Annotated in this window: 19 protein-coding genes; 12 read left to right on the top strand and 7 right to left on the bottom strand. The window is 64.6% G+C overall.

Annotated features, from left to right (window positions below; genetic code table 11):
- The first annotated feature begins 30 nt into the window (after positions 1-30).
- Positions 31-846 (top strand): trans-aconitate 2-methyltransferase, encoded by an 816-nt coding sequence (tam, locus tag NA29_RS10885; RefSeq protein WP_039398111.1) that lies wholly within the window; start codon positions 31-33, stop codon positions 844-846.
- Here tam and NA29_RS10890 read toward each other — a convergent pair.
- The 3 genes from NA29_RS10890 to NA29_RS10900 all read right to left on the bottom strand — a co-directional run bounded on the left by NA29_RS10890 (position 777) and on the right by NA29_RS10900 (position 4,624).
- The gene (locus NA29_RS10890; protein WP_039403073.1) at positions 777-2,090 is read right to left on the bottom strand and encodes a chloride channel protein; all 1,314 of its coding nucleotides are present in this window, start codon (positions 2,088-2,090) and stop codon (positions 777-779) included. The genes tam and NA29_RS10890 overlap by 70 nt on opposite strands.
- A gap of 208 nt (positions 2,091-2,298) precedes the next feature.
- Positions 2,299-3,813 carry an ATP-binding protein gene (locus NA29_RS10895; RefSeq protein WP_167370893.1) on the bottom strand — a complete coding sequence of 505 codons (1,515 nt, stop codon included), beginning with the start codon at positions 3,811-3,813 and terminating at the stop codon, positions 2,299-2,301.
- Entirely contained in the window at positions 3,806-4,624 is an 819-nt protein-coding gene (locus NA29_RS10900) for a response regulator (protein ID WP_039398114.1), read from the bottom strand. The genes NA29_RS10895 and NA29_RS10900 overlap by 8 nt, the downstream gene beginning before the upstream one ends.
- A 303-nt stretch (positions 4,625-4,927) precedes the next feature.
- Between NA29_RS10900 and NA29_RS10905 the strand changes: the two genes are divergently transcribed.
- From NA29_RS10905 to NA29_RS10930, 6 genes are all read left to right on the top strand, one after another.
- Positions 4,928-6,013, top strand: coding sequence for an ABC transporter substrate-binding protein (locus NA29_RS10905; RefSeq protein ID WP_224786765.1), 1,086 nt, complete (start codon positions 4,928-4,930; stop codon positions 6,011-6,013).
- Positions 6,014-6,084: 71 nt separating this feature from the next.
- Complete coding sequence (locus NA29_RS10910; protein WP_371328973.1) at positions 6,085-7,146, top strand: FecCD family ABC transporter permease; 1,062 nt, start codon at positions 6,085-6,087, stop codon at positions 7,144-7,146.
- Complete coding sequence (locus tag NA29_RS10915; protein ID WP_197701875.1) at positions 7,143-7,958, top strand: ABC transporter ATP-binding protein; 816 nt, start codon at positions 7,143-7,145, stop codon at positions 7,956-7,958. Before NA29_RS10910 ends, NA29_RS10915 begins: the two co-directional genes overlap by 4 nt.
- 212 nt (positions 7,959-8,170) lie before the next feature.
- Positions 8,171-10,660: a TonB-dependent receptor gene (locus tag NA29_RS10920; RefSeq protein ID WP_231965150.1), complete on the top strand. Its 2,490-nt coding sequence runs from the start codon at positions 8,171-8,173 to the stop codon at positions 10,658-10,660.
- Positions 10,661-10,686: 26 nt separating this feature from the next.
- Entirely contained in the window at positions 10,687-11,376 is a 690-nt protein-coding gene (locus tag NA29_RS10925) for a Fe2+-dependent dioxygenase (protein WP_039398116.1), read from the top strand.
- 78 nt (positions 11,377-11,454) lie between these two features.
- Entirely contained in the window at positions 11,455-12,345 is an 891-nt protein-coding gene (locus NA29_RS10930) for a helix-turn-helix transcriptional regulator (RefSeq protein ID WP_052252836.1), read from the top strand.
- On the opposite strand, the gene NA29_RS10935 is transcribed toward NA29_RS10930, so the two are convergent.
- On the bottom strand, positions 12,278-13,273 hold the full coding sequence (locus tag NA29_RS10935; protein WP_072633254.1) for a LysR substrate-binding domain-containing protein: 996 nt from the start codon (positions 13,271-13,273) through the stop codon (positions 12,278-12,280). The two genes, NA29_RS10930 and NA29_RS10935, sit on opposite strands and share 68 nt — an antisense overlap.
- Before the next feature lie 171 nt (positions 13,274-13,444).
- On the opposite strand from NA29_RS10935, the gene NA29_RS10940 reads away from it, so the two are divergent.
- A complete protein-coding gene (locus NA29_RS10940; protein ID WP_224786767.1) occupies positions 13,445-14,197 on the top strand; it encodes a sulfite exporter TauE/SafE family protein in 753 nt (250 codons plus the stop codon).
- A gap of 50 nt (positions 14,198-14,247) precedes the next feature.
- Here the strand turns inward: NA29_RS10940 and NA29_RS10945 are convergent, their stop codons facing one another.
- A complete protein-coding gene (locus tag NA29_RS10945; RefSeq protein WP_039398118.1) occupies positions 14,248-15,141 on the bottom strand; it encodes a LysR substrate-binding domain-containing protein in 894 nt (297 codons plus the stop codon).
- Between the two features lie 168 nt (positions 15,142-15,309).
- Between NA29_RS10945 and NA29_RS10950 the strand changes: the two genes are divergently transcribed.
- Both NA29_RS10950 and NA29_RS10955 read left to right on the top strand, forming a co-directional pair.
- Positions 15,310-15,849 (top strand): hypothetical protein, encoded by a 540-nt coding sequence (locus NA29_RS10950; protein ID WP_039398121.1) that lies wholly within the window; start codon positions 15,310-15,312, stop codon positions 15,847-15,849.
- 68 nt (positions 15,850-15,917) lie between these two features.
- Positions 15,918-16,763, top strand: coding sequence for an MBL fold metallo-hydrolase (locus NA29_RS10955; protein WP_039398123.1), 846 nt, complete (start codon positions 15,918-15,920; stop codon positions 16,761-16,763).
- 57 nt (positions 16,764-16,820) lie between these two features.
- Here the strand turns inward: NA29_RS10955 and NA29_RS10960 are convergent, their stop codons facing one another.
- Positions 16,821-18,023 carry a YbfB/YjiJ family MFS transporter gene (locus NA29_RS10960; RefSeq protein ID WP_039398125.1) on the bottom strand — a complete coding sequence of 401 codons (1,203 nt, stop codon included), beginning with the start codon at positions 18,021-18,023 and terminating at the stop codon, positions 16,821-16,823.
- Between the two features lie 177 nt (positions 18,024-18,200).
- Positions 18,201-19,130, bottom strand: coding sequence for a LysR family transcriptional regulator (locus NA29_RS10965; RefSeq protein ID WP_039398127.1), 930 nt, complete (start codon positions 19,128-19,130; stop codon positions 18,201-18,203).
- 102 nt (positions 19,131-19,232) lie between these two features.
- Between NA29_RS10965 and NA29_RS10970 the strand changes: the two genes are divergently transcribed.
- Positions 19,233-19,904 (top strand): glutathione S-transferase family protein, encoded by a 672-nt coding sequence (locus NA29_RS10970; RefSeq protein WP_039403091.1) that lies wholly within the window; start codon positions 19,233-19,235, stop codon positions 19,902-19,904.
- A 114-nt stretch (positions 19,905-20,018) separates the two neighbouring features.
- A complete protein-coding gene (locus NA29_RS10975; protein ID WP_039403092.1) occupies positions 20,019-20,483 on the top strand; it encodes a nuclear transport factor 2 family protein in 465 nt (154 codons plus the stop codon).
- Positions 20,484-20,492 lie beyond the last annotated feature (9 nt).

The following is a 20,492-nucleotide window of genomic DNA, read 5'->3' on the forward strand; positions in this document are numbered from 1 at the left end:
GTTGATCGATACCCCCCGATGGAGTGATTCATGTCGCAAAACCAGCCCTCGAATACCTCGCACGCCCCGACCAACCCGGCATGGCAGGCGTCGCAGTACGTCAAGTTCGAAGACGAGCGCACGCGTCCCGTGCGCGATCTCGTCGCTGCGATCCCCGAGCTTCCCGGCCGCGATGCGGCACGTGTCGTGGATATCGGGTGCGGCCCCGGCAACTCGACCGAAGTGCTTGCTGCGCGCTATGCGCAGGCACAAGTCCTCGGGCTGGATAGTTCGCAGGATATGGTCGACGCGGCGCGCAAACGTCTGCCTCAGTTTCAGTTCGACGTCGCGGATATCGGTGCGTGGAAGGACGGCCCGTTCGACGTGATTCTCGCGAACGCCGTGTTGCAATGGCTGCCGGATCACGAGACGCTTTACCCGCGCCTCGTTGCGTGTCTTGCGCCCGGTGGCTCGCTCGCGGTGCAGACGCCCGACAATCTCGACGAACCCGCTCACCGGCTGATGCGCGAAGTCGCCGCCGACCCGCGCTGGGCCGATACGCTCAAAGGCACGGAACGCACCGCGCGACATGGCGCGGCGTTCTACTATCCGATGCTGCGCGCCCTGTGTACGCGCGTCGATATCTGGCGCACGACGTACTATCATCCGCTCGCTGGCGGTGCACCGGCCGTCGTCGAATGGTTCAAGGGCAGCGCGTTGCGTCCGTTCCTCACGAAGCTGGACGACGCGTCGCGCGAGGCGTTCCTCGCCCGATACACGGAAGAAATCGCAAAGGCTTATCCGGCGCTGGCTGACGGCACGGTACTGCTGCCGTTCCCGCGACTCTTCGTCGTGGCCACGCGCTGATCGAGCCAGCGTGCCGTGCAGGCGGCACCGGCCACAGCCAGCAACATCGGCGCGAGGAAATCCTGATTCACGTGCGTGAATTCCAGCGCCAGCACCACGGCCGTGATCGGCATGCGCATCGACACGGCGAGGAAGGCGGTGGCCCCGATGAGGGCTGCCGCGCCGAGCGCCACTTCCATCTCCTGCGGCAGCGCGCCATTCCACAATCCCACCAGCACGACCGCGAGTAACGCACCGTTCGCCAGTCCCGGCGTGAGCAGACCGCCTGCCGCCCCGGCGCGCAGACTGCTCCAGGTAAAGAGCACGCGCAGCACAAGCAGCACGAACGCCAGTGTCGTCACCAGTTCGCCGTTGAATGCGAGCGATGCCGGGCCCTTGCCATTGCCCGGCAATTGCGGGTACCAGGCGATCACCAGACCCAGCACCATGAAGTTGGCCAGTGCGAAGACCGGTGCGCGCCAGTCGCGCGGCGCAGCGGCGCGGGCCTTTTCCGTCAGACGCGCGAATGCCCACGCGGCCACTCCGACGAGCGGGCCGCACACGAGCGCCCAGCCGACGAGCGGCGCGGTGACATCGAACGCCGGGACGGTGTACTGCTGTTCCGCCCCCATGCCGATCCATGCCACAGCGGCCGCAATCGCCGAGGTCGCAAAGGCGGGCAGCACCGCACGCCACGCGAACGTACCGAGCAGTACTTCCAGCACGAAGATCGCGCCACCGAGCGGTACGTTGTAGACGGCAGCGAGTCCCGCGCCTGCGCCGCATGCGACGAGCAAACGGCATTGTTCGGCAGACAGCCCGGCGCGACGCGCCAGTTGGTCGCCGATCAGCGCACCGATTTCACGCGGCGCGACTTCGCGCCCGAGCGGTGAGCCGAGCGCGACTGTCACGATCTGCAACAAGGCATGGGCGAGCGTGCTGCCGACGGGCATTGCGCGGGAGCGTCCGACCGCTTCTTTGATGGAGACGAGCTTTGCGCCGTAGCGATGCACGGCATACCAGCCGAGTCCGGCAACGACGCCGCACACCGTTAGCACGGCAAAGCGACGTTCGGGCGAGGCGGCTGCAACGCCGCTCAAAAAGCTTTGCGCACCGAAGACCTGATCCTCGGCATAGCCAAAGGCCATGTGCTGAACGATGTGGAGCAAGGCGGCGAGCAGTGTGCCGCCGATGCCAGCCCCAATCCCCGTTAGTGCAGTGACGACGGCGAGCGTGACGAGCGGGGTGGCTCGGATGCCCTCCATCTGCGCGGTCTCGCGGCCGGCCGGTGCGACGGCCGTGCGCGGGGTCGGTTGCCCGGTCTGATGCGTTGGGATTTGCGTGGCTTGCGGGGTGTTCATCGTGCTGCGCCTTAACTTCGGATACTCAGGACGTTCCTGTTGATCAGGGAATACCCGGAGTGTATGGCGCAACGCAGCATAAGAGAAATGAATGTTGCGTTGATATTTATGATTATTTCGTATGGGTGTCGAGTGCGATGTCCGGACCGGCGACCGGCAGGTGCAGTTCGGCGCGCAATCCGCCGCCGGGGCGGTTCGAGAGGATCAGCGAACCATCGTGCGCCTGTGCGATGGTGCGGGCAATGGCCAGACCGAGACCGGCACCGTCAGGACCGCCAGGCACACCGTCATGTCCTTGCTCAGCGCCCTGCCGATGGGCGCCGCCGCGCACGAAGGGCTCGACAGCCGCCGAGAGTTCGGCATCCGGGATGCCAGGGCCGCGATCTTCCACCACGATTTCGAGATGCGTGCCCTGCGCCGACAGATGTGCCGACAGCCGACATCCACCGGCATAGCGCAACGCGTTGTCGACAAGGTTCTGTACGCAGCGTCGCAATGTGCGCGGATAGCCGCGTACCGTGCCGCTTGCGCTCTGGTCGCGCACGCGCACGTCGCCGCCCGTCTCTCTCGCGTCTTCCGCCACGGCGCGCAGCAAGGCTTCGATATCGACGTCGCGCAACGCTTCTCCACTCGGCACGCCGCGCACGTGATCGAGCGACGCGGCGATCATCGCTTCCATTTCCATCAGATCCTGACGAAAGCGCTCGCGCTGGGCCGGATCGCTGAGCGTTTCCGCGCGAAGTCGCAGCCGTGTGAGCGGTGAGCGCAGATCGTGCGAGACGGACGCGAGGAACGCCGTACGCGCCTGCATGGCTTCGATCAGCCGATGCTGCATGGCGTTGAACGTCTGTGCAGCGCGGCGCACTTCCACCGGGCCGTTCTCGTCGAGGGGCGGGCTGTGAATGTCGCGTCCGAGCCGGTCGGCCGCCGCCGACATGCGCGCCAGCGGACGTAAGGCGATCCGGACCGCGATCACCGCGATCAGAATCACCGCAAAAATGCGCGCGAGATAGATGCGGACGAAGTAATCCGCGAACGCCGCACCGGGACGCAGATCGAGCCCGGCCTGACCCGCCACCACGGCGAGCGACATCCATTGTCCGTCTTGCAGACGCACGTCGGCGGCGAGGTGCGCCGTTGGGGCGTGCGCGCGCAGCAACGTGGCGAGCGCCAGGGGTTCGCCGGTGTCGTCGTACAGCACGACCGGGTGCGCGACGAACGCATGCATCGGACCGAGTTGCGACGTCAGCACGCTGTCGAACAGATCGTCGGAGAAGTGCGACATGCGTTGTTGCGCGGCGGGGGCGTCGATATTGCGCACTTCGACGCCGGTCGCGCGCAGCCGCTGCATGAGCGCGCCGCGCTCGGCGGGTGGAACGACGTCAAACAATTTGACGGCATCGGCAATGCGCGCGCCGCCCGAGCGCACCGGCACTTCGGCCACGCGGCCATAGCGGGCGTCGAACCACACAGTGCCTGTGACGAGTTGTGTCGCGAGCATGCCGATGACGAGAATCAACGCGAGGCGTCCAGAGAGCGTGCGTGGCCAGCCAGGATAGCGACCATAGCGTGCCCATCGCGAAGCGTACGACGCAGGTGCGGTCTGCGCACGGGAGAGATCAGACATGCGAAGCCACCACATCGGCGGCGAGCATATAGCCTTCGTTGCGAACCGTACGAATCAGCGGCGACGGCCGTGCACGCGTATCTAGATGGGCGCGCAGACGGCTTACGCAAACGTCGATGGCGCGATCGTTGGCGGCCCCATGACGACCGAATGCGCAGTCGAGCAGAAAGTCGCGCGAGAGCGGCCGGTGCGGATGCATCACCAGTGCCTGCAACGTGCGGTAATCGGAGCCGCCCAGTGTAATCACGCGACCTTCCGGTGAAATGAGCTGGCGCGCGAGCGTATCGAGCCGCCATCCGTCGAAGTCGAAATACGCCGCCTGTGAGGGCTGGAGCTGCGCATGGTGCAGTGTGGGGAACGACGACACAGGCACACCGCGCGCGGCCATCACGCGGTCGGACGTCACCGCCTGTGTGCTCCCTGGCGGCAGACGTGGCCCGCGTCGCAACACCGCTTTGATGCGCGCGAGCAATTCGCGCGGATCGAAGGGCTTGGGCAGGTAATCGTCCGCACCGACTTCGAGGCCGACGATGCGGTCGAACAACGTGCTGCGCGACGTGAGCATCACGACCGAGACGTCACCGCGTGCATGCAACTGTCGGCAAAGCGACAAGCCATCCTCACCCGGCAGCATCAGATCGAGCACCACCACATCGGCAGGTATCGCGGCAAGCTGCGCCCACATCTGCACGCCGTCGGCGGCGGTCGCGACATCGAAACCCGACTCGCGCAGATAGTCCGAGAGCAGGTCGCGAATCTGAGGATCGTCGTCGACGACCAGCAAGCGCGCAACCGAACGCGCAGGAGCCATAGCGGAAACAGCAGAAGAAGAGGGGGCGGCCGACATCACAAGGACATTCCAAAGAACGGGAGTCTACCGGCGGGCACCCGCTTTGCGAGCGTTGCCCATATACCGATACACGCCAATACAAACCAATACATACCGAAATTCCGTCAACACGAAGCCAACACAACGCAACGCTACATTCTAATGGAAATGAGAATGGTTCTTGATTCTATGTTGGATGTCACTGTGATGCGGATGTTTTTCTCTCAGACCGTCAGACGCACTGTGTGCGCGGCGAGTGTTGTACTGTCGACAACCCTGGCGGCCATGACCGCAACGGCGGTTGTCACCCCGGCCCACGCGGGCGAAACCGTGACCGATATGGCCGGACGGCAAGTCACGCTGCCCGACCACGTCGACCGGATTCTGCTCGGCGAGGGACGGCTGCTTTATGCCGTGGCGTTGCTTGAGGGCAAGCAGCCGCTTGCGCGCATCGTGGGCTGGCAGGGCGAGTTGCAATCGCTCGACCCGCAGACGTGGCAGCAGTACGAAAAGATTTTCCCGAAGATCGACACCATTCCGAAGATCGGCCAGTCATCGGAAGCGACGGTCAGCGCTGAGAAGGCGCTGGCGCTCAAGCCAGACCTCGCCATCTTCAGCATTGGCGGTCACGGCCCCGGGCGGCACAACGCACTGGTCAAGGAGTTCGCCGCCGCCGGTGTGCCGGTGATCTTCGTGGACTTTCGTCAGAAGCCGCTCGAAGACACGGTGCCGAGTCTGCGCCTGATGGGCAAAGCCATGCACCGCGAAGCGCAGGCCGACGCGTATATCTCGCTCTACGAGTCGCACCTGAAGGCGGTGCGCGACGCCGTCGCGACGATTCCGGCGAACGAACGTCCGAAGGTCTTCGTACAGATGCTCGCAGGCGTCTGGCCCGGTTGCTGCCACACGGTCGGCAACGGCAACATCGGCGAGTTCGTCGATGCGGCAGGCGGTGTGAATATCGCGCGCGATTTGCTGCCGGGCGTCATCGGCGACCTGAACGTCGAGCATGTGATTGCATCCCGGCCGGACGTCTACATCGCGACCGGCACGCGCGGCAACGCCAATCAGTTGCGAATTCACGTGGGGGCGCAGACGTCGGCGCGCGATGCGCGCGATTCGCTGAACGCCTTCGTGAAGTCGCCGGGCATTGCCTCGATCAAGGCGGTGCGCGAGGGCCGCACGCACGGGCTCTGGCACAACTTCTACGACTCGCCTTACAACATTGTCGCGGTCGAAGCGATGCTCGGCTGGTTCTATCCGGGCCGCTTCAAACAGATCGACGCGAACGCGACGTTTGCCGAGATTCACAAGCGCTTCCTCGCGGTGCCCTTTAACGGCACTTACTGGACCGACGGAGATAAGCCGTGAGTCTTGCCGGAGAAGTGGCGGATCTGTCCCGAGCATCGGGGCGCGCGCTGCCGGGTGCCCCCTCGGCGAAGCTGGCGGCAGAAGACGTTTTGCATGCGGGCGTGGCGAGTGGTTATCGCCGGTTGAACCTGCGCCGTGCCCTCTGGCTCGTTGCATTGGCGGCGCTGATCGTGCTTGCGTTGGCGCTGGACTTCACACACGGGCCGTCGGCGCTTGGCTGGCGCGATTTGTGGCGAACGATCGTGTCGCCTGCGACCGCCAGCCCCGATGCACAGGTCATCGTCTGGCAGATTCGTCTGCCGTACGCCCTCATGGCGGTGCTCGTCGGTGGTGCGCTGGGGTTGGCCGGTGGCGAGATGCAGACGATTCTCGACAACCCGCTCGCCAGTCCGTACACGCTGGGTGTGTCGGCGGCGGCGGCCTTCGGCGCGGCGCTGGCCATCGTGCTCAACCTGCACGTGCCCGGCGTGCCGGACGTGTGGGTCGTGCCCGTGAACGCTTTCATCTTCGCGTTGATCTCTGCGCTGGTACTCGACGGTGTGGCGCGCTGGCGCGGTCTGCCGACCTCGGGTGTGGTGCTCATGGGCATCGCCCTCGTTTTCGTCTTCCATGCGCTCGTCTCGCTGATGCAGTTCGTCGCCACCGAGGACGCGTTGCAGGGACTCGTGTTCTGGACGCTGGGCAGCCTCACACGCAGCGACTGGACACAGGTGCGCGTGTTGGGCGCAGTGCTCGTGATCATGGCGGTGCTGGCATGGCGTCAGTCGTGGGCGATGACGGCGCTGCGGCTCGGTGAAGACCGCGCAGCGAGCTTCGGTATTCGTGTGGCGCGGCTGCGGCTTGTCACACTCATGCGCGTGTCGTTGCTCTCGGCGCTGACGGTGTCCTTCGTCGGCACCATCGGCTTTGTCGGACTGGTCGCGCCGCATATCGCGCGTGGCATCTTCGGCGAAGACCATCGCTTCTATCTGCCCGGCTGCGTGATCGTCGGTGCGCTGGTCATGTCGCTTGCGTCGATTGCGTCGAAGACACTGCTGCCCGGTGTGATCATTCCTGTGGGCATCGTAACGGCGCTCGTCGGCATTCCGTTCTTCCTTGTGATCGTGGTGCGTTCGAGCGGGAGGTCGCTGTGACCGTCTCGTCTCAAACACTTGCCCTGTCGGCGACGGGCATCGATGTCACGCTCGGCCGCCGTCACATCCTGCATAACGTGTCGCTGCCGCCGCTGCTTGCTGGCAGCGTCACCGCGTTGCTCGGACCGAACGGCTCGGGGAAATCGACCTTGCTGCGCACGCTTGCCGGACTCGTGGCCGGGCGCGGCGAAGTGACGTTCGGTAGTGAGATTCTGCACCGCTGCACGGGCCGTGCGCCCGCGCGCAATGTCGTCTATCTGCCGCAAGCACTGCCCGCAGGCGTGCATCTGCGCGTGCTCGAATCGGTGCTGGCCGCCGGGCACGGTGCGCGCCGTGCTGCGCGCGATTCGGTGAGCGCGACAGCCCCTACGCCCGCCGTCGTCATGGCGTTGCTCACGCAGTTGGGGATCGAAGCGCTGGCCATGCGCTTTCTCGACGAGCTCTCCGGCGGTCAGCGACAACTCGTCGGGTTGGCGCAGGCACTGATACGTGCGCCGCGCATCCTGCTGCTGGACGAGCCGCTGTCGGCGCTCGATCTGCACCACCAGTTTCAGGTGATGCGGCTGATTGCGCGCGAGACCGTGGCCCGTCAGATGATCACCGTCGTGGTCATGCACGATTTGTCGATTGCTATGCGCCACGCCAACGCGGCCGTGATGCTGCGCGAGGGACGCGTGGTCGCAGCGGGCGATGTCGGGGACGTGGTGACAGCCGACGCCATCGCCCGCGTATTCGACGTGCAGGCCCGGGTCGAGCGCTGCTCGCGCGGCTTGCCGCAACTGATCGTGGACGACGTCGTGACATCTGTCTAGACGCCGTTCGCCACCCCGACGCGACCCGCCGGGCTTCGCAGCTCAAGTCCTCTGCGCAGCAGCGTCAGCACCGGCGCGCCCAGCCACATCGCCACGCCGGTCGCGTCGTTCTTTCCTTGTTGTCCGAGTCAGTCCGAACGCATCGGCGGTGTCGCGCACCCCGGCGCGCGGGGACGCATTTTGTCTATTCATCTCATAACGCACAACACCAGATGAAGCACTTGAATTCGATGAAACCCGGCATCGCCGACACCGCGTTTTCGCCATTCGCCTCGCCGCTGGGGGCGGCGACGCCAACGGCGCGCCAATCTCGGCTGCGGCTGAACACGCGCATGACGCTGGCCGCCGCATTGGCGGCCGCGTCACTGCATGCCGCCGCACAGACGCCACCTGCAACGGATGCGTCGGTCGCCGCGCAGCCCAACGGCACTGCGACCCCCGCGAAGACCACTGCGGATGCGGTGGCGCTGCCCGCAACTTCCGTCACCGCCACGGTCGACGCGCCCTACAAAGCCGAGACCGTCTCGTCGTCGAAATACACGGCGCCACTGCGCGACATTCCGCAGAGCATTACGGTCGTGCCCAAGCAGGTACTCGATGAGCAGAATGCGCAGTCGTTGCAGGACATTCTGAAGAACGTCCCCGGCATCACGTTCATGTCGGGCGAGGGCAATCTGGGCTGGGGCGACCTGTTCTCGATTCGCGGCTTCTCGTCCGAGCAGAGCATCACCATCGACGGTGTGCGCGATGCCGGTCTGTCGAGTCGAAACGACACGTTCGATCTGGATCGTGTGGAGGTCTACAAAGGCACCGGCACCATCGAGTCGGGTGTCGCGGCGCTGGGTGGCTCCGTCAATCTCGTGTCGAAGGAAGCCGAACTCGGCAGCTTCTATCGGTCCTCGTTCGGACTGGGGAGCGACAACTACCGCCGCATGACAGCCGACCTGAATCAGCAACTCGGCGATTCCACGGCGCTGCGTCTGAACCTCATGTCGCACCACAACGGCGTGGCCGGGCGGGATGAAGTGAAGAACGACCGCTATGGCATTGCGGCGTCGCTGGGTCTTGGGCTGGGCACTAGCACGCGGGTGATCTTCGACGTCTTCCATCAGAAGGACAACAACGTCCCCGACACGGGGCTGCCGATCCAGCGCGGCACCGGCGGGCAACCGATGCCGGGTGTGCAACAGAGCAACTGGTATGGCGCGGCGGACATCTACACGCAGCAGACCGAGAGTACGTCGCTCTCGGGGCGCGTCGAGCACGACTTCAACGACACCACACGGATTCGCAGCCAACTGCGCTGGCAGCGCACCGACAACTTCTCCGTGCTGTCGCCCGCGCGCTTTTTCGCGGCGACCGCCAACGGCAACAAGGTTTGCAGCGGCACGCGTTGCGCCACGCTGGGATACGCGGGGGTGGGACCGTTGTCCAGCATCGGTGGCGTGAATTCGTACACCGATTACACGTTGACTGGCGCGCAGTACGGCATTCTGCGCGGCAGCAACTTCGGTAACTCCACGCGTTATCAGATTCTCGATAACCAGACCGATCTCAAGTTCACGGCGAACACCGGGCCGTTCAAGCATGACGTGGTCACCGGGTTCGAGCTGTATCGCGAGACTTACGGCGGCAACCCGCGCGCGGCCTACGTCCCGGCGGGCGACATGTTCTTCAACATGGCGAATCCATCGAATTCATTCGCGGGCACGTGGTCGATGGAGGGCAACAATAAGTCGAGTTCGACCGTCAACGACGCCGCCGTCTTCGCCAGCGACACGATCACGCTGTCACCGCACTGGCAGGTGCTCGCGTCGCTGCGTTACGACCGGTGGCGTGCGGAAACGAACTCGCCAACGGGTGCCACGCTCACGTCGAGCATCAACGGTGCGTGGAGCGGCCGTGCGGGTCTCGTCTACAAGCCGGTCGAGCCGGGCAGCATCTACGTGTCGTACAGCCGCGCAACGCAGCCGACCGCCATCGGCGCGAGCACGAACAATCTGATCTACGGCACGGCGACGACGGCCAAGTACGATCCGGCGACGTCGCAGACGTACGAGCTGGGCACGAAGTGGGATCTCGCGGGCGGCGCACTCGGCCTGACGGCGGCCGTCTTCCGTACCGAACTGAGCAACTCGTGGCAGTACACGAGCGACGACACGTCGCCCGTGCGTGCGCTTCCCGCCAAGCGCGTCGACGGTGTCGAACTCGGCTTGCAGGGCAACATCACCGACAAGTGGTCGATCTTTGCGGGCATCTCGCGCATGAAGAGCCGTATCACCAAGGGCGCGAACGAGGGGGCGGAGGCGGCCAACGTGCCTGACTGGAGCGGATCGATCTGGACGACCTACAAAGTCACGCCGGACCTCGCGCTCAGCTACGGCGTGCAGTATGTGGGGCATCGCCGCTATACGGACAACCTCTACGTCGGCGGCCAGAACAACAACAGCAGCAATGCGTCGGGGCCGTCGGGGGTGAACCCGATCTATACGGCGGACAACGAGAAAGCGCCGAGCTACTGGGTGCATAACCTCGCGGCGCGCTACCGCGTGAACCGCCATGTGCACGTCAACCTGAACCTCAACAACGTGTTCAACAAGTTCTATTACGCACAAATCGGCGCGTCGCTCGACGGGTTCCAGTTGTACGGTGTGCCGGGCGCAGGACGCACGGTGACGCTCAGCGCGGATATCGCGTTCTAAACGTTCCGAGCGCAGGAGAAAGCACCATGATGATCGAGATTCCCGGCGTCTTCAGTCGCGACGAAGCGCGCGCTCTGTGCGAGCAATTGCAGGCGCAAACGTGGGTCGACGGTAAAGCGACGGCGGGCATGCAGTCGGCACAGGCGAAGGAAAACCGGCAGCTTCCGGAAGACGACCCGTGGGGGCGTCGTCTGGGCGACGAGATTCTGCGGCGTCTGTCGCAGGACGCCGTGTTCATGTCGGCCGCGCTGCCGCGCCGGATCTATCCGCCGCTGTTCAACCGGTACGAAGGCGGCGAGGCGTTCGGCTATCACGTCGACAATGCCGTGCGTGGCATCAAGGGCGTGCGCGAGCGGGTACGCACGGACTTGTCCGCCACGTTGTTCCTCGCGGAGCCGGATAGTTACGACGGTGGCGAACTGGTGGTGCGCGACAGCTTCGGCGAGCGGGCCGTCAAACTGCCTGCCGGTCACATGGTGCTTTACCCCGGTACGAGCGTGCACAAGGTCAACCCGGTCACGCGGGGCGTGCGGCTGGCCTCGTTCTTCTGGATCGAGAGTCTGGTGCGTGACGACGCCCAGCGGAGTGTCTTGTTCGACATGGACGTAGCGATTCAGCGCATGACGCAACAGGGGGCCGATCGGGTCTACGGCGAATCGCTGGTGCAGCTGACCGGCAGTTATCACAACCTGTTGCGCATGTGGGCGGATGTTTAGCCGCGAGGGTTGTGGCCGCTCCCGGTCGTCCTCGTGCATGCCTGACGGCCGTGTGCGGCGCAGTGTAAAGTAACGGCCATGGATGCCTTGTTTCAGCCCGTTCAACCGTTTCAGCCGTTCCGCAATGCCCCTTTGTACTGGCGCTCGACGCTCGTGCCCGGGGGCGACATGCTTACGGCCGAATACAACGACCATACGTTCGCGCCGCACTGGCACGACGCGTACACGTTCGCGTGCATCGTGGCCGGAGCGGAGCGCTACGCCTATCGCGGCGGCGAGCACGTGGCGGACGCCGGGTCGATCGCCATCATTCATCCCGGCGAAGTCCACACGGGCGCGCGGGAAACCGACTTTGGCTGGCGTTACCGAGTGTTTTACCTGCCGGTCGGCTTCGTGCAGGGCGTGCAACGTCAGTTGGAAAGTCCGCTGGACATGCCGGGCGGGCCGTCGTCGGTGGACGAGGCGATGCCCTGGTTCGGCGAACACGTCATTTACGACGTGCAGGCCATGGACCGGCTGCTCGAAGCGCACCGGCTGCTTCAGATGGGGGCAGATCCACTGTTGGCGGAAAGCGTGCTGATCGAAGCCGTGTCGATGATGCTGGTCCGCCATGCGCAGGCGCGCGTGCCGACGTTGGAGATGCACCGCGACGCCGTGCGCGTCGAGACGATGAAGGCGCGTCTGTCGGCCGATCTCACCGAATCGCTCTCGCTGACGGCACTCGCTGAAGCCGTCGATCTTTCTCCATTCCATGCAGCGCGCCTGTTCTCCCGCGAGACCGGATTGGCCCCCCATGCGTGGCGCAATCAGTTGCGCCTCGTGCGCGCGCTGCCTGCCTTGCGCGACGGGGTGTCGGCGACGGACGTCGCACTCGCACAGGGCTTCAACGATCTGTCGCACTTCACCCGGTACTTCCGTCGCGCGTTCGGCGTGTCGCCCGGGAAGTGGAGCGTCGGACCGGGGGCGTAAGCGCTGCGGTAGGCGTGTGTGCAGCTTCATGCGCGGCTTCATCTGCGGCTTCATGCACCCACGCCAGGAAATCCCGCAACGGTCTCGATTTGTCGGCGTCGCGCGGCACGAGCGTGACGTAGGTCGCACCGTCCGCCTGAATGTTCGGAAACGGCATGACGAGGCGACCGGCCGCCAGTTCTCGATCGAGCGTCGGCGTGCAGCCAATCCCCAGCCCCAGTCCATCCACCACCGCCTGCAAGCTCACGTGATAGTGGTCGAAGCGATGGAATCGCACTGGCCGAAGCGCGGGCACACCGGCCACACTCAACCAGTCTTCCCAGGCACCCACGCGCGTTTGCGTGGCGACGAACGTGTGCTTCGCCAGATCCTTCAACCGACGCAATGGCAGCGCTTCGAGCAGCGAGGGGGCGGCCACGACGCTGGCGCGTTCGGTGAACAACAGCGTCCTCTCATAAGGCTGCCATTCGGGACGTGGGGGCGGATCGCGTCGGATGGCGACGTCGAACCCACCGCGAAACGCCGGATCGGCCCCGCTCGACGTGGTGACGACCACCTGCACATCCGGGTGAGTTGCATGAAACGCGGGTAGCCGTGCGATGAGCCAGTGCATGGCAAGCGTGGTCTGAGCGTTGACGCGCACCACGCGCGTTTGCGGTGCTTTGCCGAAGCGCAGCGCCGCGTCGCCAATGAGGTCGAACGCAGCACTGATCTCGGCCGCGAACGCCCGTGCGTGGTCCGTCGCGACATTACGCTGCCCCTGACGGACGAACAACGTTTGCCCCAGCCACTCTTCGAGCAAGGCGATCTGTCGGCTCACGGCACCATGCGTGATCGACAATTCCTGTGCGGCGGCGCTGAGGCTCTCGGCGCGTGCGGCGGTTTCAAAAACACGCAGGGCATGCAACGGCGGTAGTTGGCGCGACATGTTGGGGGCTCTGAAGGGCGAGGTCGTCAATGAACTGTGACTTTTTATCACAGAAGGGCGGCGAATTTGTCGATGGTGTGAGTGTGAATCATGCTTTATCGTCGCGGCTAAGGGTCACGCTGCATGAGATGGCTTAATCGCGTGAGGAAATCGGCAAATCGCGAGGCACGGATGTTGGCAGGATTCTTGGCGGGACACGCTTGGGGCATGGTCATGATCGCCATCGTCGGGACGGCGGCGGGGGCGGTCAGCGGGGTGGTCGGCACGGGATCGTCGATGATGTTGCTGCCCGTGCTGGTGTACACGTACGGCCCGAAACAGGCGGTGCCGATCATGGCTGTCGCGGCAATCGTCGGCAATCTTTCGAAGGTAGTGGCCTGGTGGCGCGAGATCGACTGGCGCGCCGTGCTGGCCTACTCGGTGCCGGGCGCACCGGCGGCCGCCCTCGGTGCGAAGACACTCTGGAGCCTCCCGTCGACCGCCGTCGATATCGCGCTGGGATTGTTCTTCATCGCCATGGTGCCGACCCGGCACTTCCTTCGACGCCGTCAGTGGCGTCTGACGCTCTGGCAACTGGTCGCGGTAGGCGCAGTGATCGGCTTCCTCACCGGCATCGTGCTTTCGACGGGGCCGCTCAGCGTTCCCGCATTCGCCGCGTACGGCCTGTCGGGCGGTGCGTTCCTAGGGGCGGAGTCGGCCAGCTCGGTTTTCATCTACGTGGCCAAGGTGTTGATGTTCTCAGGCCTGGGTGCGCTGCCGCCCGAAGCCTGGGCCAATGGCCTCATCGTCGGCATGACGCTGATGCTGGGCACGATGCTGGGCAAGCGCTTCGTCCTCGGCATTACGCCGACCGTCTTCCAGCGCTTGCTCGATACGATGCTGGTCGTCTCCGGTGGCGTAATGTTGAGCGCGGCGTGGCGATGAGTCGCGTGAGGGCGCATTCGTCGCCCAACTGACCTCTGGACTTCAAGCCTTCAAGCCGGAATCGCGCCTGCCTCATCGAGCAGCCAGTCCGAGAACGTGCGAATCGGTCCCTGACGCAATTCGAGCGGTTCGGGTAGCACGAGACAGAAGTTCTTTGCCACGGCGCTGTCCTGCGGCCACGGTGCGACCAGGCGGCCTTGTTCAAGCTCGGCCCCAACGTAAAGGCGCGGTACCAGCGCCACGCCCAGACCGGCCAATGCGGCTTCGATCAGCATCGAGTGAAAGTCGTAACGTGCACCTACGGCAGAGTTCGTCAGCGTGATGCCTGTGCCCTGCGCATAGTGTTGCCAGGCGTCCGGATTCTGGCGACGATGCAGGCGCGGCAGATCGTCCAGCGACGCGCCTTCCCCCGCGCGGGCCAACAGCGACGGACTGCACACAGGGATCAGCACTTCCTCTAGCAGACGATGCACGTGCATCCCGGCCCATGCCGGATGCTCGAAATGGATCGCCGCGTCGAACCCGCTACCGGCCAGCAGGAACGGCGCCATGCATTCCGAAAGGTGGACGGTGATATTCGGATGCTTGTCCTGAAAACGCGCCAATCGGGGGATGAGCCAGCGCGTTGCAAAGGTCGGTGTCGCTGCAATATCGAGACTCGCCCCCTCGCTCGGTTGCCCCATCAGATACAGGCTGTCCCGCTCAAGCCGGTCCAGCGTTTCGCGCACCTGCGCGGCATATCGCGCGCCGTTCGGCAGCAACCGTACCCGGTTGCCGATGCGCTCGAACAACGTCACCCCCAGAAATTCCTCCAACCGTCCGATCTGACGGCTGACGGCACCTTCGGTGCGGGCCAACTCGTCGGCCGCGCGCGCGAAGCTCCCATGCCGGGCGGCGGCCTCGAAGGCGAGGAGGGCGGAATGGCTCGGGATCTTGCGTCGCATCTGGGTTCGGTCGGTGGGAAGGCGATGGCAGTCAGCTTGATTAAATATCAGTGAAGACTGATCGGAAATCGTTATGGACGTCGAAAATGCAAGATTAGCATTACGTTCATGCAATGAAAACGCACGATTCACGTGCGAATGCCCAACCTCCCGGAACGACGAGACATCATGATCTACACCGTCGAATGCACCTTCGCCGACCTTGCAAGCGAGGCCGAATGGAACGACTTCTACAGTCGCGAAAAGCTGCCTGCCCTCATTTCAGTGACGGGTTTTCAATCGTCGCAACGATTCAAGGCGCTCACCGGGGGATGTCCTGTGTATCTCGCCATCCATACGGTCGACGGGCCGGACGTGCTGACCAGCGACGAATATCGCCAGAAGGGCGGTGGCAACTTCGCGCGGTGGCAGCAGCACATCACGGACTGGCATCGAAATCTGTACAGCGACATCGGTCTGGCACCTGCCGTGCAGCCCCGCGAGCGTCTGGCGCTCTGCGAGCGCGGGCCTGAGCCGCTGATCGACATGGGGCTCAAGCCGCTCGCCATGCAAGCGGTGGCGCTGGAAAAGGTTCCGGCGCATCGCTGGCTTGCCGTGGTGCCCGCCGACGAAGCCGTGCGTCTCGCCGAGCCGCCGCAAGGTGTGCATCTCTACGCGCCGATGGGCGAACGACTGACCCGCAGCGAAATCAGCGAAATGCCGCGCTGAGGGAAGCTAAAGCGAGCGAATGCGCGCCGAATCCCGGCGGGCGCCACTACCTGTTCAGGAGTTGCAAGATGTCTGTCCCTCACTTCCCGCGCCAGCAGATTGGCGATTTCACCGTGGTCGCCATCAGCGACGGCTACCTCACCGCGAGTTTCGACTTCCTGTCGAATATCGACGCCACCCACGCCGAGAGCATTCAGCGTGCTGCCGGTGAGCGCAATCCATCGGCCGTCCACATCAATTGCTACGTGGTGCAAGGCGGCGGGCGCACCGTCCTCATCGACAGTGGGGCGGGTGGCATCAAACAGTGGGGCGGCCATCTCATCGCCAACCTTCGACATGTGGGCATCGACCCGGAATCCATCGATACTGTGCTGCTCACCCATGCGCATCCGGATCACGTTGGTGGGTTGATGACGACGGATGGTCAGCGGGCATTCCCGAACGCCGAACTGGCCGTCAACGAGAGAGAGATCGCGTTCTGGCAGGACGATACCCATCTGGCGCGCGCAAGCGAACGGGCGCGAGGCAACTTCCAGATCGCACGCGGCGTCTTCGAAGGCTACCGCGAACAACTACGCACCTTTCGCGCCGGAGAAGTGCTCCCCGGCATTCAGGCGATGCCGCTGCCCGGGCACACGGAGGGCCACACCGGTTTTCTCGTCGAATCGCGCGACGCGGGGCTGCTCGTCTGGGGCGATATCGTGCACTTCCCGCATATTCAGATCCAGCGACCCGATGTCACGATTGCGTTCGATCAGGATGCCTCGCTTGCTGCGGCGACCCGCTCGCGGTTGCTCGATAGCGTCAGCGCTGACGGCGTGCTGATCGCAGGGATGCATCTGGGTGAGCCTGGCTTCGCGAGGATCCGTCGCTCGAAGGGCGAGTACGGTCTCGCGTACGAGACCGATGCATGATCGATGCCGAATCGGTGAGTAATGGGTGACCAATCGGTGAGTCGGGGGCGTGCGGCGTCAGGCCCGCGCCATCCTCGCCGCAATGAGGTTCACCGCCAGCCCGAGCGTCATGGCGACGCCGCCTACGACGAACAGCAGCGAGTAGTTGCCGGACGTCGCGGCGAAGAGGAACGACAGCCCGTAGGCAGCACCTGCCTGAAAGGTGGCGAAGCTGGTCGTCGCGGTACTCCAGGCACCTTTTTGCGCGGCGGGATGATGAACGAGGAGTTCGTTCACACGGCCGAGGACGAGCGGCACGATGCCCGGCGTGAACGCTCCCATCACCATGCTGGAGACGATCAGGGCGGGTAGCCCGAGACCGAGCACCGGCAGGATCACGGCAAACATCTGCGCGACGTACGCGACCCGCAAGGCGCGTGCAAAGCCAATACGATCGGCGAGGTGTCCGACGAAGAGCGGGCCGACGATGGCCCCCAGTCCGTACAGCACCCAGTAATTGGCGCCTGCGTCGAGGCCTTTGCCCAGACCGCGCGCAACGTAATCGACCAGGAAGATCATGTGCGGGACCAGTGCCACGGCGTTCAGCGCGTACTCGATATAGAGCGAGCGCAACGTGATGGGCGCGGCAGGGCGGTGCCTCGGATGCGCGGCCGTCGCGGCTGTCGCTGGCGCATTCGCAGGCCAGCCGCGCCATGCCACGACGGTCAGGACTAGCGACAACACGCCGAGTCCGATCCAGGTTTGCGCGAGGCCCTGACGCAGCAACAGCGGCACGAGCGTGCCCGATGCCGCGATCCCCAATCCAAGGCCCGCGAAGATCGCGCCGCTCACAATGCCGCGCCGCGACGGCGTGACGTGCGCCAGCACCGAAGGGGCGGCAATGACCATCAACACGCCGCCCGCGAAGCCCGAGACGAAGCGCCACGCGAAGAACCACAGGAACGAAAGCGGCCACGCACAGGCAAAAAATGCCGCAACGACCAGCAGCATCATGACGCGCAGGATCGTCACGTTCGACGCATGACGCGACAATACGCGCGCGCCCAGCGCACCGGCGAGATAGCCGCCGAGGTTTGCTGCACCCAGGTAGGCCGCCGTCGAGGGCGCAAACCAGTGCGCGCCGATGATCGCAGGGAGCAGGGCGGTGTAGGCGAAGCGGGCAAAGCCGATACCGATGAGACTTGCGCAGGCGGCGCAAAGTGTGGCGCGCCAGGCGTTGAAAGGGGCGGTCGACGTGCCGCCGAGGACTGCATTGGACATGATGACTCCGGGGGACGCTGTGTCGCGTCGCGCATCGAACTGCGCGGCGCGCAAAGGCGATGGAGTCAGTGTAGGTTGCTGCGGTGCGTCAGAGAACGGCTGCGCGTTGGAAGTCATTCTTCCGCGCGGCGTACGAATCGACGCCCATTTAGCCCGTCCGTCGTGGTGGATTGCCGCTTAACGCTTGCCTGCCGCCAGCTTGTGCGCATGCGAGAAATGCTTGCGCAGTCGCGGCACTGCGAAGTCCACGAACGCACGGACCTTGGGCACGGCGAGTCGCCCTTGTGGCGTGATGACGTGCACCGGCATCGGCGGATGTTCGTAATTCTGGAGGACGATCTGCAACGCGCCGCGCTCCAGTTCGTCGACGATGTGATACGAGAGCATGCGCGCCACGCCGTGCCCGGCCACGACCGACGCGATGGCTGCCCGAATCGAGTTGACGATCAGTCGCGGGGTGAACTGGACGATCTGGGGCACGGTGCTGCGCCCCGTGGGCGGGAAGCGCCACGAGTCGATACCGAAATAGGTCATGGAAACGATGCGATGTTTCGACAGGTCGGCAGGCGTCTCGATGGGCGGGTGCGAGGCCAGATATTCGGGGGACGCGGCGATGACGCGTCGCACTTCGCCAACCTGCGTCGCCACCAGCGACGAGTCGGGCAGGTGTGCCACGCGTACCGCCACGTCGACGCCTTCGTCGATCAGGTTGACCGGCAGGTCGCTCATTTGCAGACGCACTACAACGTCCGGGTAGCGCTCGATGAACGCTTCGGCGATCTCGCGCATGAACGTCTCGCCAGCGGCGAGGGACATGGAGACGGTCAGTTGTCCGCGCGGTGCAGATCGTTCACCCGCGGCGATGACGTCGGCTTCATCCAGGTCGAGCAGAATGCGTCGGCACGCGGCCGCATAACGCTCGCCGGCGGCGCTGAGCTTGAGCGTGCGCGTGGTGCGATGGAGCAGCGCGGTGCCGGTGTGTGTCTCAAGATAGGCGATGGCGCGGCTCACGGCGGCGGCCGAGCGTCCGAGACGCCGGGCGGCTCCGGCGAGGCTGCCTTCGTCGACGGTGGCGACGAAGACCTTCATGGCGTCGATTCGGTCCATGAGCGATAGATGAGGGCGAAGACGGCCAAGCGTACCCGAAACCCCCGAAACCGCCTAATGCGGCGACAATGGCGTGCGGATTTCCCGCCGGAGCCAGACACCATGCTGACGGTTCATCACCTGAACAACTCCCGCTCGCAGCGCGTGCTGTGGATGCTCGAAGAACTTGGGGTGCCGTACGATCTGCAACGTTACGAACGCGATCCGAAGACGATGCTCGCGCCGCCGGAACTGCGCCGCATTCATCCGCTCGGAAAATCCCCCGTCATCACCGACGGCGATCTGACGCTAGCCGAATCGGGGGCGATCATCGAGTACCTGACTGACCGCTATGGGCAGGGACGTCTCGCACCGCCGCGCGACACACCCGAGCGTCTGCGCTGGACGTACTGGTTGCATTACGCCGAAGGCTCCGCGATGCCGCCGTTGCTGCTCAAGCTGGTTGCCTTGCGTATCGCCAGCGCGCCGATGCCGTTTTTCGTCAGACCCATCGCACGCAAGATCAGCGGCACGCTGCAATCGAGTTTCGTCGATCCGCAACTGGCGCTGCATTTCGGGTATGTCAACGATGCCTTGACCAGTACCGGATGGTTCGTCGGCGATAGCTTCAGCGCGGCCGATATTCAGATGAGCTTTCCGCTGGAGGCCGCTGCCGCACGCGGGGACGCGAAAGACCGCTGGCCCGCCATCGCCGATTTCCTTGAACGTATCCATGCACGCGACGCCTACCAGCGCGCGCTCACGCGCGGCGGTCCATACGAACTGCTAAGCTGATCGCCCGAGCGCGCCACACCACATTCGTCAAACGTTATGAAAAATCCAATTGCTTCGTTGCTCGCCGCCGCCGTCTGCCTTGTCGCAACGGCGTCCGTCCATGCCGCAGAAGGCATGGCGCCGTTGCCCGGTTCGGCGATTTCAGCGGCTGCCACGGAAGGACTGGGCGCATCGGGCAGTGCGACGCCTGCCGTGCCCGTGTCGCAACTGGCCGCGAACAAGCAGGCCGTGCTGGCCTTCTATGAAGCAGGTCTGAATCGCAAGGACTTCGCTGCCGCGCGTCAGTATCTGGGTGACAAGTACATTCAGCACAACCCGAATGCGCCCGACGGTGTCGAGGGTTTCGGCAAGTTCGTCGACTTCCTGCGCAAGAATCAGCCGGACTCGCACAGCGACATCGTGCGCGCGTTTGCCGACGGCGATTTCGTCATTCTGCATGTGCGCAAGGTGCCGCATCCCGGCGATCTGCCGATTGCCATCGTCGATATCTTCCGTCTGGAGAAGGGCAAGATCGTCGAGCATTGGGACGTCTCGCAGCAAACGCCCGCGAAGACCGTCAGCGGTAACTCGATGTTCTGATTTCCCGGC

Source organism: Pandoraea sputorum (genome assembly GCF_000814845.2).
GTDB classification, from domain to species: Bacteria; Pseudomonadota; Gammaproteobacteria; order Burkholderiales; family Burkholderiaceae; genus Pandoraea; species Pandoraea sputorum.

Bases quoted from the DNA above. Each gene is read 5' to 3' on its own strand.
- tam (WP_039398111.1), top strand. From the start codon at position 31: ATGTCGCAAAACCAGCCCTCGAATACCTCGCACGCCCCGACCAACCCG.
- NA29_RS10890 (WP_039403073.1), bottom strand. From the start codon at position 2,090: ATGGAGGGCATCCGAGCCACCCCGCTCGTCACGCTCGCCGTCGTCACT.
- NA29_RS10895 (WP_167370893.1), bottom strand. From the start codon at position 3,813: ATGTCTGATCTCTCCCGTGCGCAGACCGCACCTGCGTCGTACGCTTCG.
- NA29_RS10900 (WP_039398114.1), bottom strand. From the start codon at position 4,624: ATGGCTCCTGCGCGTTCGGTTGCGCGCTTGCTGGTCGTCGACGACGAT.
- NA29_RS10905 (WP_224786765.1), top strand. From the start codon at position 4,928: ATGACCGCAACGGCGGTTGTCACCCCGGCCCACGCGGGCGAAACCGTG.
- NA29_RS10920 (WP_231965150.1), top strand. From the start codon at position 8,171: ATGAAGCACTTGAATTCGATGAAACCCGGCATCGCCGACACCGCGTTT.
- NA29_RS10925 (WP_039398116.1), top strand. From the start codon at position 10,687: ATGATGATCGAGATTCCCGGCGTCTTCAGTCGCGACGAAGCGCGCGCT.
- NA29_RS10930 (WP_052252836.1), top strand. From the start codon at position 11,455: ATGGATGCCTTGTTTCAGCCCGTTCAACCGTTTCAGCCGTTCCGCAAT.
- NA29_RS10935 (WP_072633254.1), bottom strand. From the start codon at position 13,273: ATGTCGCGCCAACTACCGCCGTTGCATGCCCTGCGTGTTTTTGAAACC.
- NA29_RS10940 (WP_224786767.1), top strand. From the start codon at position 13,445: ATGTTGGCAGGATTCTTGGCGGGACACGCTTGGGGCATGGTCATGATC.
- NA29_RS10945 (WP_039398118.1), bottom strand. From the start codon at position 15,141: ATGCGACGCAAGATCCCGAGCCATTCCGCCCTCCTCGCCTTCGAGGCC.
- NA29_RS10950 (WP_039398121.1), top strand. From the start codon at position 15,310: ATGATCTACACCGTCGAATGCACCTTCGCCGACCTTGCAAGCGAGGCC.
- NA29_RS10955 (WP_039398123.1), top strand. From the start codon at position 15,918: ATGTCTGTCCCTCACTTCCCGCGCCAGCAGATTGGCGATTTCACCGTG.
- NA29_RS10960 (WP_039398125.1), bottom strand. From the start codon at position 18,023: ATGTCCAATGCAGTCCTCGGCGGCACGTCGACCGCCCCTTTCAACGCC.
- NA29_RS10965 (WP_039398127.1), bottom strand. From the start codon at position 19,130: ATGGACCGAATCGACGCCATGAAGGTCTTCGTCGCCACCGTCGACGAA.
- NA29_RS10970 (WP_039403091.1), top strand. From the start codon at position 19,233: ATGCTGACGGTTCATCACCTGAACAACTCCCGCTCGCAGCGCGTGCTG.
- NA29_RS10975 (WP_039403092.1), top strand. From the start codon at position 20,019: ATGGCGCCGTTGCCCGGTTCGGCGATTTCAGCGGCTGCCACGGAAGGA.